This is a genomic window from Pedobacter hartonius, from assembly GCF_900107535.1.
GTDB lineage: Bacteria > Bacteroidota > Bacteroidia > Sphingobacteriales > Sphingobacteriaceae > Pedobacter > Pedobacter hartonius.
The window spans coordinates 165979-179236 of sequence record NZ_FNRA01000011.1; the positions used below are offsets into that span (position 1 = coordinate 165979).

Below are 13258 nucleotides of genomic sequence, written 5' to 3' on the forward strand. Positions count from 1 at the left end.
CAATGTTTGCATCTGAACTCATATCCAATTCAATCCCTCCCTTGCGGACGTATGACACAGTTCAGGTGGCATTGGACAGGCTGTCTGAGTTCAAACTGTACCATTTGCCCATCGTAAATGAAACCCAGTTCCTGGGTATTGTAGCTGAAGAAGAATTACTGGAAGTCCGTCATCCTGAAGAGGCTCTTGGTGGACTTTCATTAACCATTCTCAACCCCTTTGTCTACCAGGATGCACATATTTATGATGTGATCCGGGTGTTTTACCAGTTGCAGCTGTCAATCGTACCTGTGCTGGATTACAGTAAAAATTATCTTGGAATCATTTCCATACACAACCTGATCGATTATACTTCAGAGATCTATGCGGTAAAAGAACCGGGAGGAATTATTGTTCTGGAGATCAACAACAGGAACAATTCCCTGTCTCATATGGCACAGATCATTGAGGGCGACAATGCACAGATCCTCTCTTCCTATGTGCAGTCCTTCCAGGATTCTACCCGTCTTGAAGTCACGCTGAAAATCAATAAAACCGAACTTTCAGGTATCATTTCTTCCTTTGAAAGATATAATTACCAGGTTAAGGCTGTTTTTAACAGCACGATCACCGATAATGGTACCGAAGACCGCTATAATTCACTGATGAATTATTTGAATGTATAATTAGTACGGCAAAACTCCTTTTGTTACCTTAGCGTCGTCATATTAAAAACAATAAGCGCTAATGAAGATTGCAATATACGGCAGAGAGTTTAACAATAGCGTTTTACCTTTTGTGCAGGATGTTTTTGATGCCCTTCAGGAATACGGAATTGAAACGATCGTACATCAGGATTACCACGAGTTTATTGAAGATAAGGTAAAGCTGCCTCCGGGAATGACCACTTTTTGTGATCATCCGGGATTGTGTAATAACGCTGATGTGCTCATTAGTCTGGGCGGTGACGGAACTTTACTTGATACACTGGCGCTGGTCCGTGATTCGGGAATACCGGTAATCGGAATCAACTTTGGCCGTCTGGGCTTCCTGGCAAGTATAAACAAGAATGAGATCAAAAATGCAATACAGGCCCTGGTGAACCAGGAATATTCCCTGGATAAAAGAACCCTGCTGAATGTTGAATCCAAACATCACCTGTTCGGGGAGGAGAATTTTGCCCTAAATGATATCACTATTCACCGGCGTGACAATACGGCCATGATGATCATTCATGCCTATATGAATGATGAATTTATTAACTCCTACTGGGCTGACGGGCTGATTATCGCAACGCCTACGGGGTCTACCGCTTATTCCCTGAGCTGCGGCGGCCCCATCATCTTTCCCAGTGCACAGAACTTTGTCATTACCCCTATCGCACCGCACAACTTAAATGTGAGGCCTGTGATTATTCCCGATGATGTTTCCCTGAGATTTGAAGTAGAAGCGAGGAGCACTAAATTCCTGGTATCCTGTGATTCCAGAACCGCAACTGTTGACAGATCCGTAAAAATAACCGTTAATAAAGCTGCGTTTCACGTCAACCTGATTCGTTTGCACAATGAAAGTTACCTGACCACGCTCCGGAATAAATTGCTTTGGGGGATTGATACGCGCAATTATTAACATGAGGTTCAAAAGGATACTTTTTTCTGGTACGCTGTTTTGCCTGCTTTCTGCAGCTGCTACCGCCCAGGTGATGGAGGTTGGGGCAAATGTGGGCGCTGGAGGATATCTGGGCGACCTTAACCCGAAGAATCCTTTTGATGTCAGCGGGGCAGCCTTTGGCGCCTTTGTGAAGGCAAACCTGGATCCGTACTGGGCCATTGGGCTGCATTATAACCACGGAAAAATAAAAGATAACGATGCAACTTCGTCCAACGCCGATTTCAGAAACAGGAACCTTAATTTCAGTACCCCGCTCAATGAACTGAGCTTTCAGGTGGACTTTAATTTTTTTGATTATTTTTCTGGCGGTGGCCGGAAGAACTTCAGCCCCTATATATTCGCAGGGATCGGCGGAGTGCTTTTCAACCCCAGGGCTACCTATTACGGGCAGGAGTACGAACTTAAATACTACCATACTGAAGGCAGGACATACAGAAATTACGCAATCAGTATTCCCTATGGTGCCGGTATAAAATACCGGATATCTGATCACTGGGGGCTGCTCACACAGTTGGGTTACAGAACCGCGCATACCGATTACCTGGATGATGTGGGGGATAAATACCCGCAGACCGATGTCTACGGAAGGGATGACAGGGAGAACCCGGTCCGGGTGAACCTTTCTAACCCCTCGCCGTTCCCCCAAAACGTGCGTCCCGGCGATCAGCGCGGGGATTATCGTAAATATGACACCTATTTTTTCTTTCATGTCGGGATTTCCTATACCTTCATCTCGGATAAGTGTTTTACTTTTTAAAATTTACCGTTAAAGTTTATGGTAGAAATAAACAAAATAACTTATAACTTTGACCCTTCTTTTAGGAGTGGTCTAACAAACTCTTCTGATTGTTAGACATTTTAGCCATATTTGCACCAATAATGGGATTTAAAGAACAAATAGATATTAGCCGCTTACCAGAACACATCGCTATCATTATGGATGGGAATGGAAGATGGGCTAAAAATCAGGGCAAATTCAGATCCTTCGGACATGAGAGCGGGGTTGTATCGCTAAAAGACGTGGTAGAAGGATGTTCGGATATCGGAGTGAAATATCTTACGGTATATGCATTCTCTACGGAGAACTGGAACAGGCCAATTGAAGAGGTGAATTTATTGATGGAATTGTTGATTTCTACCATCAATGCCGAGATCGTTACGCTCAATAAGAATAATATCAGGCTGAACGCCATCGGCGATATTGCCTCTTTGCCTCAGAAATGTATCGATGACCTGAAGCATGCCATGGAAGAAACATCAAAAAACACCAGTTGTACACTGACACTTGCATTAAGTTACAGTTCCAAGTGGGAGATCGTTCAGGCTGCAAAAAAACTTGCCCTGCTGGTGAAGGATGGAAAGATGGACATTAATGATATCAATGAATCATCATTTTCTTCTCAGTTAACAACGGTGAACATGCCCGATCCTGAGCTGCTGATCCGTACGGGCGGTGAACACAGGATCAGTAATTATCTGCTTTGGCAAATAGCCTATGGCGAACTTTATTTCACTGAAACAATGTGGCCCGACTTCATGAAGGAAGATCTTTTTGAAGCTATTGTAGACTATCAAAAGCGCGAACGTCGCTTCGGTAAAATTAGTGAACAGTTGAACTAATTTTACTTTTAACACTTTTTAACATGTGTTTAAATTAACTTAGCAACGTTTTTTAGATTGTAAATGAAAAGAATATACCAACTTATATTATTGTTGTTGATCGGGTTACCGACAATGGCCCAGATCAACCGTCCCAAGTCTAACCCTGCCACCCCAAGCTTAAAAGTAAGCGGTACGGATTTAGATTATTTTCAGCCTAAAGAATACATTATTGGAGGAACAACGCTGAGCGGAGCAAAGTTCATTGATAAAGAGGTTATTATCACACTTTCGAAATTAATTAAAGGGGAAAGGATTTTACTGCCCGGCGAAGCCACTTCTGCGGCAATCAAAACATTATGGGCCCAGGGATTGTTTGATGATGTTGAACTGAATATTGCCAAACTTGTTGAAGATACAGTTTACTTTGATATCCAGGTAGTAGAGCGCCCGCGCTTAAGCTCATTTGAACTCAACGGACTGAGCAAGTCACAGAAAACGGATATCACTGAAAAGCTGAATTCGAAATCCGGAAAGACAATCATCAACGAAAATACGTATAACAGTACCACTTCGACCATCAACAAATATCTTGCCGAGAAAGGCTTTTTCTTTACCAAGATTGATTACAAAACGAAGCCGGATCCCAATATGGAAAACGGAGTTGTGCTGCAGGTTTTTGTAGATAAGGGGCGCAAGGTAAAGGTGCACGATATAGAGTTTACAGGCAATAAGAATTTCAAGCCTGTCCAGTTGCGTAAGTTTATGAAGAAAACCAAGGTAATGGCCTTTTATAAAGTGTTCGGCCCTGGTAAATTCAGTAAGGAAAAATACGCGGAGGATAAGGAGAAACTGGTTGCTAAAATGCAGGAGAAAGGTTACCGTGATGCAACGATCATAAAAGATACGACATACAGGCACAACGAAAAATCTGTCGGCATCAAAATTGACCTGTATGAAGGCCCGAAATATTATGTGGGTAACATTACTTGGGCAGGAAATGCAAAATATGCTACCAAGGACCTTTCCAAGGTACTTGCCATCGAAAAGGGCGATATTTTCAGCGAAGAAAAACTGAATGTTAAACTTCATGGTAATGGTGCCGAAAGTGATGACGTATCCAGCATCTACCTGAATGATGGTTACCTGACTTTTAACGTTGAGCCTATTCAGACAAAAATTTACAATGATACGGTAGACCTGGAAGTAAGGGTCTATGAAGGACCTCAGTATACCAATAACAGGATCACCGTTAAAGGGAATACCATCACGAATGACAGGGTAGTACTGCGTGCAGTACGTACGAGACCCGGTGACAAGTTCTCCAAAGAATTACTGGTCCGTACCGTAAGGGATATCGGTCAGTTAGGAAACTTCGACGAATCTAAAACCGTTCCTACACCGAAACCTAACCCTTCGGATGGTACAGTGGATATTGAATACGCCGTTGAGGAGAAACCTTCAGATCAGGTAGAACTATCAGGTGGTTTTGGTGGTGGCCGTGTGATCGGAACAATCGGGCTTACCTTCAACAACTTCTCCCTGAGAAACCTTTTTAATCCAAAAGCATATAAACCCCTTCCCAAAGGAGACGGACAAAAGCTGAGCCTTCGCGGCCAGACAAACGGAAGTTATTACCAGTCGTACAGTTTCTCTTTCTCTGAACCATGGCTGGGCGGTAAGAAACCGGTGAGTTTTGGTTTAAGTGCCTTCACTTCATTGCAGTCTTATAATTCAACTACTACCACTGCTGCACAAAGAATTCGTTTAAATGGTGTAACCGTGAGTTTGGGAAGAGTTTTAAAATGGCCTGATAACTACTTCCAGTTAACCCACTCGATCAATGCACAGCAATATATTTTGAATAATTATCCGGGATATTTGTTTTCTACCGGTACTTCTTATAACTTTAACTTAACGCAGGAGCTGAGCAGGGATTCAAGAAATTCACCGATCTTCCCAACTGAGGGTTCTTATTTTAAGTTTACTATACAAGCAACGCCACCTTATTCGTTATTGAACAATACGAATTATGCAACAGCTTCGGATAAACAGAAATACAGATTCACAGAATACCATAAATGGAAGTTTGAAGGGCAATGGTTCCAGAGACTTGCCGGTAAATTTGTGGTGAAAGCACAGGTGCAGTTTGGTTTCCTGGGTTCGTATAACCAGGCTGTCGGCCAGTCTGCATTTGAAAGGTTTAAATTGGGTGGTGACGGTATGCAGGGATTTGACTTCCTTCAGGGATCAGAGCTGATCACGATGCGTGGTTATGCGAATAACGTGGTGATTCCTACTACTGCAACAACCTCACAACAGATCAATATTGCACAGAACTCGGGTAGCCCGATCTACAGCAAATATGTAATGGAACTGAGATATCCTGTAATCGCAAGTCAGCAGGCTACAGCCTACCTGATCGGTTTTGCAGAGGGTGGTAATACCTGGAACAAGTTTTCCGATTACAACCCTTTTAATATTAGAAGGTCTGCAGGTATTGGAGCAAGGATATTTTTACCGATCTTTGGAATGCTGGGTATAGATTACGGACATGCATTTGATACGATTCCTGGTATAACTGACGGAGGTAAACAATCCTTCACATTTAGTATCGCTCAGCAGTTGGGTGGCTTTAATTAATAAAAAAAATGAAAAAAGGTATTTTAATTGGTTTTTTAATGTTTGCAACTTTTGGTGCTTTTGCACAAAAGTTTGCTTATGTAGACACAGAGTACATTCTTAAAAATTTGCCGGAATATAAATCTTCACTGAATCAGCTGAATGTACTCTCGCAGCAGTTTCAAAAGGAATCAGATGCTAATTTTGCGGCGATCGATAAGATGTATAAAGCTTACCAGGCTGACCAGGTATTGTTAACTGACGATATGCGCAAGCGCAGGGAGAATGACATTATCGAAAAAGAAAAAGCTGCAAAAGAATATCAGCGCCAGAAATTCGGCCCCGAAGGAGAGCTTTTCCAGACACGCAGCAAGTTGCTGAAACCTATCCAGGATAAAGTGACGTCCGTAATTTCAGACCTGGCAAAAACAAAGTTCCTCGACTTTATCTTTGATAAGAGTAGTGAGTCTACCATGATGATCTATTCGAGCAGTAATTATGACCTGAGCAATGATGTGATCATCAGACTGGGTTACAAACCAAGCACTTCAGTTAAATAGACACACTTAAATAAATATTAAAACACAATTATTAAGAACAATAGAAATGAGAAAGTTAATTAACGTATTTTTTGTCGCAGCTGGCTTAGTGTTTACTGCTAACGTTGCAAGTGCTCAGCAAAAAATTGCACACATTGATTCTGAAGCGATCTTTGCCGCTATGCCGGAAGCCAAAACGGCATCGACAACATTAGAAGCGCTGCAAAAACAAAAACAATCTGAGATTGGAAAAATGCAGACTGAATACCAGACTAAGTATGAAGCTGCAGTTGCATTAAACAAAACAATGAGTGAAGCCAATAAAGAAACTGTAGGAAAAGAACTGCAGACTAAAAGTGCTGAATTGGATGATATGAAAAAACGTATCTCTGAATCTACTCAAAAAGCACAAGAGGATATCGCTGCTAAACAAAGTGAACTGTTGGCTCCATTGAACACAAAATTTATCAATGCTGTAAAAGCTGTGGCTAAAGAAAAAGGTTTTGCTTATGTTTTTGATATCTCTGCCCAGCAAGGTGCAAACAACCTGCTGGCATGGGAAGGTGGTGACGATGTTACTGCTGCTGTAAAAACTAAATTAGGTATCTCCGGAACAACAGCTGCTGCAACTGCTCCTAAAAAATAGTCCTGAAAATATATTAAATTGCGGAACCAGGTATATACCTGGTTCCGCTTTTTTTTGATATGAACGATACGAAATCTATTGGCATTTTTGATTCAGGTTACGGAGGGCTGACGGTCTTCAAATCGATCGCAGACAAGCTGCCCGGCTATAACTATATCTACATGGGTGACAATGCCCGTTCACCCTACGGAGACCATTCCTACGAAACTGTTTACCAGTATACACTCGAATGCGTGGAATGGCTTTTTGCACAGGGCTGCCCGCTGGTTATTCTGGCCTGTAATACCGCATCTGCCAAAGCGTTGCGCAGCATCCAGCAGAAGGTACTTCCCCTTAAATACCCGGATCACCGTGTACTGGGAGTAATCAGGCCTACAGCTGAAGTGATAGGTAATTTTACTGAAACCAATACCATTGGCGTAATGGGTACCCGCGGTACAGTGAACTCAGAATCCTATCCCATTGAGATCCGTCATTTCTATCCTGAACTGGAAGTGATCCAGCAAAGCTGCCCCTTATGGGTACCGCTCATAGAAAACAATGAACACATCCATCCCGGGGCAGATTATTTTGTTCAGAAATATATAGATGAGCTGCTGGCGAAATCCCCGGCAATAGATACCATACTTTTAGCCTGTACCCATTACCCTCTGCTGATGTCGAAAATGGCCGCAATTCTGCCCGAAGGATTTAAGCTGGTGGCCCAGGGAGACATCGTTGCAAACAGTCTGGCAGACTATCTGAAACGTCACCCCGAAATGGAAGTCAGGCTCGGTAAAGAGCGTGCTAAAAGGTTTTACACCTCAGGCGACGAAAAAGTCTTTGATAAAAATGCCTCCATTTTTTTTGATGAAACTATTGTTTCCTCCAGGCTGAGGTGGTAATGAGCATATCAATTGGTAGTTTTAGCGTCAAATTAATGTTAAAGGTATGTTATGATAACTGTTGAAATCGGCTTTTTTATAGATAAAAAGGTGGTTTTTCATGGCAAAGTCAGGATAATGAAAGATTGTATTTCTTTCTAGGTTCATACTATTATTAACTCTAAATTTGCGGCTCAAACCACACACAATGAGTGACTCGATAAAACACGAATGCGGAATTGCTTTTATCCGTCTTTTAAAACCGCTCTCATTCTACCAGAAAAAATACGGTACTGCGCTTTATGGCCTGAATAAGCTGTATCTTTTAATGGAGAAACAACACAACCGGGGGCAGGACGGCGCCGGGATTGCAACAATCAAATTAGATGTAAAACCAGGACACCGTTACATTAGCCGTTACAGATCGATGGCCCAAAATGCGGTAGCAGACATTTTTGGTTATGTACACAACAAATTCGTAGACATCCAGAATGAAACTCCTGAACTCATGCAGGATGCTGAATGGCTGAAACAAAATGTAAGTTTTATCGGGGAGGTATTGTTAGGGCACCTTCGCTATGGTACACACGGGCAGAACAGTATTGAGAACTGCCATCCGTTCCTTCGTCAGAACAACTGGATGACCCGTAACCTTGTTATTGCAGGTAACTTCAACATGACCAATGTGGATGAATTACTTGAACAGCTCTATGAACTGGGCCAGCACCCGAAAGAGCAGGCTGATACTGTTACCGTACTGGAAAAAATAGGTCACTTCCTTGATGATGAAAATCAGGATCTTTTTGATACCTACAAAAAGGAAGGACTGTCAAATGTGGAGATCACTCACAAAATATCTGATAACCTTAATATCGCAAATATCCTTCGCCGTTCAGCTAAAACCTGGGATGGTGGTTATGCCATGTCAGGAATTGTCGGAAACGGGGATGCCTTCTTTATGCGTGACCCATCAGGTATCCGCCCTGCGTATTATTACCAGGATGATGAGATTGTTGTTGGTGCTTCTGAGCGTCCCGCTATTCAAACGGCATTCAATATTCCTTTTGGAGAGGTAAAAGAAGTTCTTCCCGGTCATGCCTTAATTGTGAAAAAAGACGGTACCGTAAGTATGGAACAATTCAGGGAGCCAATGGAAAAAAGATCATGTTCATTTGAGCGTATCTATTTCTCCCGCGGCAGTGATGCTGAAATCTATACAGAAAGAAAACAACTGGGAAAACTATTGATCGACCAGATCCTGGCTGCAGTTAAATCTGATCTGAAACATACTGTTTTCTCTTTTATTCCCAATACCGCCGAGATTTCGTTTTACGGTTTGGTAGAAGGCCTGCATGACCACATCAGGAAAATCCAGAAAGAGACATTGATCGGAAACCAGGAAAACCTTACCGATGTGGAACTGGAAGAACTGTTGTCCATGACACCACGGGTAGAAAAGCTTGCTATTAAAGACGTCAAACTACGTACGTTCATTACCGCTGATGCCGACCGTAAGGAAATGGTTGCGCACGTTTATGATACCACCTACGGTGTGATCAAAAATGATGTAGACACGCTCGTAGCAGTAGATGATTCTATTGTAAGGGGCACTACACTCAGACAAAGTATCATTAAGATCATTGACAGGCTGCACCCTAAAAAGATCATCATTGTATCATCAGCACCTCAGATACGCTATCCTGACTGTTATGGTATTGACATGTCTAAAATGGGTCAGTTCGTAGCTTTTGAAGCCGCTATCCAGTTGCTCAGAGAACGTGGAATGGCACATGTCATTGATGAAGTTTACGAAAAATGTAAAGCGTCCCTTTTATTGCCCAAAGATCAGATTATCAATCACGTCAAAGAAATATACAGACCATTCAAACAGGAAGAGATCTCTGCGCAGATAGCGAAGATCATAACTCCTGAGGAGACTGTGGCAGAAGTTGAAGTCATTTATCAGACTTTAGATAACCTGCACGTTGCTATACCTAACCATAAAGGCGACTGGTATTTCTCAGGAAACTATCCTACCCCGGGTGGTAACAAGGTAGTGAACAAGGCGTTCATGAACTGGAAAGAAGGAAGTAACCAGAGGGCTTATTAGATCGTCAGGGGGCTAAGAGCTCCTGGCTTCGCCGATAAAAATGACTTGTGGTTTCAATGCTGTCTGCCGCCGAAGGGCGCCGGAAGGCATTGAAACCACAAGTCATTTTTTTGAAGTATATCCATACAAGGGCATACCTATGAAAGACGATCCCATGTGTGTCATTTTCCTGTGCAGGGCGATATTGTGCCTGATCAGGTTTCTCAGCTATCAGAACAATTTTTCAGCTGGTTCAGGTAGGGTTCTTATTTTGTATTGACAGCCTGTTAACACCCCCTTAAAAATCTTTAGGGAGTCTTGGAATACCAGTCCGGAAACGAATTTGTAATGTTGTGCTACCCGCTGAAGACCCTTGTATGTAAGGGCGGGGAAGTTCAGATGATGGTCTACTTATAGTACTTGGTAACAACCTCAAAAAATATCCTGATGGCAAAAACGATGATCACCGCACCCGCCACCCTGTTCAGTACCTTGATGTTCTTCTCCTTGATACGGTACCTCAGCTTGGCCGCATAATAGGTCTTAAGAGAATCTACGAACAGCTGTGTAGTCAGAGCTACTACAAAGAAGGCTATCTTTTCTGCCATTGTATAATGTAAATGACCGGAAACTATGCCGCCTACGCCAACCCAGAACATCAGTGTAGTGGGAGAGAGCAGGCACATCAGAAAACCTTTGAGTATATAACCGCTTCTCTTGACTTTGAGGATCTCCGAGGTTTCGTAATTCACTTTTACTTTAACGATGAGATAATACAGACCCACACCCAGAAGGAAAAGGCCGCCGACCGTACCTACATATTTAGTATAGGCTGGATTGTAATTCACGAACTGAGAGCTAAAGATCGTAAGACTAATAAATATGATGTCACTTAGTATCACTCCTATTGCCAAAGAAAAACCGGCTTTAAACCCTTTTTCTATACTGGTCTTTATCATGGAAAAGAAAACAGGTCCTGTTAAAAACGAAAACAAAATACCCGCACAAATCCCCTGTAATATTGCTTCAATCATTCAACTCACATATATTTGCTGCTAATATCCGATTTTAATGTATAACTACCCCGTTTTTTTTTGCTTCATTTATTGTGTTAAGGATACACTTTAACAAACAGTTTATTTTATTTATGTTTATAAACTGAAACTTTACATCAACAATTATATGGATAACAAAACACAAAAAAACTATGGCACGGCGCTATATACAATTATCACCGTGTTCTTTTTCTGGGGCTTTGTGGCGGCGTCGAACGGTATATTTATACCCTTCTGCAAGTCACACTTTCACCTTACACAATTTGAATCACAGCTGATTGATTTTACGTTTTACGGCGGGTATTTCATCGGATCTCTGATTTTGTATTTTGCTTCGCAGGCCAGCAAAGTAGATATTCTGAATAAAATCGGGTACAAGAACGGTATCATTGCAGGGCTTGCTATCTCTGCCTGCGGGGCACTGCTGATGGTGCCAGCCGTACATTCGGGCTCCTTTATCTTTATCCTGGTATCCTTCTTCGTTATTGCAATAGGTTTTTCTCTGCAACAGACAGCAGCACAGCCTTTTGTTGTAGCCCTCGGTGCTCCTGAAAGCGGCACCCACAGGTTAAACCTTGCCGGTGGTGTAAATAACTTCGGTGCCCTGATGGGGCCGGTTATTGTCAGCATCGTACTTTTTGGTTCCGCGAATGATGCCGTAGCCAAAGTGGTGGAGATCTCTTCTATCACCACCTTGTATTATGCCCTTGCAGGTTTATTCCTGCTGGTAGCCGGTTTTTATGCCATCAGCACCCTGCCAAAAGTAACAAGTGATGAACAGCTTGAAGCCAGCCCTAAATCAAACGGCCCTCTGGTTGTGGTGATCCTTGGTTTCCTGATGGTGCTGGCTGCCCAGCCTTTATCCCGTCTGACCGGTATTGCCGAAGCTAACTTTGTTTATTCGTCCCTGGTGATCATTATTGGAGCACTGCTTTTTGTCTATCTGAAAAAGAAGGAGAACCTGAACCAGTGGGGCGCTATGCAATATCCTCAGCTGATCCTGGGAATGATTGCCCTGTTTACTTATGTCGGCGTGGAGGTAACCATCCAGAGTAACTTAGGGGCTTTATTAAACCTGAAAGAATTTGGTGGTTTTCATGAATCAGATATCAAACCTTATATCGCTTTATACTGGGGCAGTATGATGGTTGGAAGGTGGACAGGGGCAGTAAGTGCTTTCAGCCTCACAAAAACTACCAAGTCTGTACTTACCGTAGTTGTGCCATTCATTGCGTTTGGCATCATTCTGCTGGTAAACCAGCTGACCGGGACAGATGTCAGCAACCTGTATGTATATGGTATCTGCGTGACTGTACTGGTAATCGGATTTTTTATCGGCCAGGAAAAGCCGGCGAAAACAATGGCTATCTTCTCTACGCTGGGCGTAATTGCAATGATCGTAGGGCTGTTAAATACCGGAGAAGTGGCTACGCTTGCGTTTATCAGCGGTGGACTATGCTGCTCGATCATGTGGCCTTCCATCTTTGCCCTTTCCATTACAGGACTGGGTAAGTATACAAGCCAGGGCTCGTCCTTCCTGATCATGATGATCCTTGGTGGTGCCATCCTGCCCCCGGTTCAGGGAAAACTGGCCGATACCCAGGGCATACACCATTCTTATATCATCCCGGCAATCGGGTTCTGCTACCTGATCTTCTTTGCCTGGAAAGTAAGTGCTGTATTAAAGAAACAGGGGATAAATGTAGAAAATATTGCTGCAGAGGGAGGACACTAAATTGGTAAGCGTAAAACCCGGGTTTAATGAAATTTATATGAATCTGGCAGTAGATCTTGCTGCCAGATCTCATTGTGTGAGGGCGCAGGTAGGGGCAGTGCTGACAAAAGATACCCGCATTATTTCAATAGGTTACAATGGCCCTCCTGCCGGAACGCATAACTGTGATGAGGAATGGCCGGATGCCGGATGTGCAAGAGATTCAAGGGGGAGCTGCTCCCTGGCACTCCATGCGGAAGAAAATGCCATCCTTTATGCGGCGAGGAACGGTTCAAAAATTGAAGGTGGAACATTGTTTACCACCCTTTCACCATGTATCGCCTGTGCAAGGCTGATCCTTTCTTCTGGTATTAAAGTAGTAGTTTACAAAGACTCCTATGCGGAGTATAAAGGCCTGCCAAGTGACGAAGGTGTCGATTTCTTAAAAAGATTCGGTGTTGAAGTGAATAAATACTAACTT

General features: G+C 42.9%; 12 protein-coding genes. 11 read left to right on the forward strand and 1 reads right to left on the reverse strand.

Annotated elements, in window-relative coordinates:
- Positions 1-2 precede the first annotated feature (2 nt).
- From BLW16_RS18015 to BLW16_RS18055, 9 genes are all read left to right on the forward strand, one after another.
- Positions 3-665 carry a CBS domain-containing protein gene (locus BLW16_RS18015; protein ID WP_090559160.1) on the forward strand — a complete coding sequence of 221 codons (663 nt, stop codon included), beginning with the start codon at positions 3-5 and terminating at the stop codon, positions 663-665.
- A 61-nt stretch (positions 666-726) separates the two neighbouring features.
- A complete protein-coding gene (locus tag BLW16_RS18020; RefSeq protein ID WP_090559161.1) occupies positions 727-1608 on the forward strand; it encodes an NAD kinase in 882 nt (293 codons plus the stop codon).
- Position 1609: 1 nt separating this feature from the next.
- Complete coding sequence (gene porG / locus BLW16_RS18025; RefSeq protein ID WP_090559163.1) at positions 1610-2407, forward strand: type IX secretion system protein PorG; 798 nt, start codon at positions 1610-1612, stop codon at positions 2405-2407.
- Between the two features lie 122 nt (positions 2408-2529).
- Complete coding sequence (locus BLW16_RS18030; RefSeq protein WP_090559165.1) at positions 2530-3270, forward strand: isoprenyl transferase; 741 nt, start codon at positions 2530-2532, stop codon at positions 3268-3270.
- A 63-nt stretch (positions 3271-3333) separates the two neighbouring features.
- A complete protein-coding gene (locus tag BLW16_RS18035) occupies positions 3334-5892 on the forward strand; it encodes a BamA/OMP85 family outer membrane protein (protein WP_245735368.1) in 2559 nt (852 codons plus the stop codon).
- Between the two features lie 8 nt (positions 5893-5900).
- Positions 5901-6431: an OmpH/Skp family outer membrane protein gene (locus BLW16_RS18040; RefSeq protein WP_090559169.1), complete on the forward strand. Its 531-nt coding sequence runs from the start codon at positions 5901-5903 to the stop codon at positions 6429-6431.
- 46 nt (positions 6432-6477) lie between these two features.
- On the forward strand, positions 6478-7056 hold the full coding sequence (locus BLW16_RS18045) for an OmpH/Skp family outer membrane protein (RefSeq protein ID WP_090559171.1): 579 nt from the start codon (positions 6478-6480) through the stop codon (positions 7054-7056).
- Between the two features lie 59 nt (positions 7057-7115).
- On the forward strand, positions 7116-7940 hold the full coding sequence (gene murI / locus BLW16_RS18050) for a glutamate racemase (protein WP_090559173.1): 825 nt from the start codon (positions 7116-7118) through the stop codon (positions 7938-7940).
- Positions 7941-8127: 187 nt separating this feature from the next.
- The gene (locus tag BLW16_RS18055; RefSeq protein ID WP_090559175.1) at positions 8128-10029 is read left to right on the forward strand and encodes an amidophosphoribosyltransferase; all 1902 of its coding nucleotides are present in this window, start codon (positions 8128-8130) and stop codon (positions 10027-10029) included.
- Positions 10030-10415: 386 nt separating this feature from the next.
- On the opposite strand, the gene BLW16_RS18060 is transcribed toward BLW16_RS18055, so the two are convergent.
- Positions 10416-11042: a LysE family translocator gene (locus BLW16_RS18060; RefSeq protein WP_090559178.1), complete on the reverse strand. Its 627-nt coding sequence runs from the start codon at positions 11040-11042 to the stop codon at positions 10416-10418.
- Between the two features lie 148 nt (positions 11043-11190).
- On the opposite strand from BLW16_RS18060, the gene BLW16_RS18065 reads away from it, so the two are divergent.
- Together BLW16_RS18065 and BLW16_RS18070 are read left to right on the forward strand one after the other, a co-directional pair.
- Positions 11191-12798 carry an MFS transporter gene (locus tag BLW16_RS18065; RefSeq protein ID WP_090559179.1) on the forward strand — a complete coding sequence of 536 codons (1608 nt, stop codon included), beginning with the start codon at positions 11191-11193 and terminating at the stop codon, positions 12796-12798.
- 37 nt (positions 12799-12835) lie between these two features.
- Positions 12836-13255 carry a deoxycytidylate deaminase gene (locus BLW16_RS18070; RefSeq protein ID WP_090559248.1) on the forward strand — a complete coding sequence of 140 codons (420 nt, stop codon included), beginning with the start codon at positions 12836-12838 and terminating at the stop codon, positions 13253-13255.
- The last annotated feature ends 3 nt before the right edge of the window (positions 13256-13258 follow it).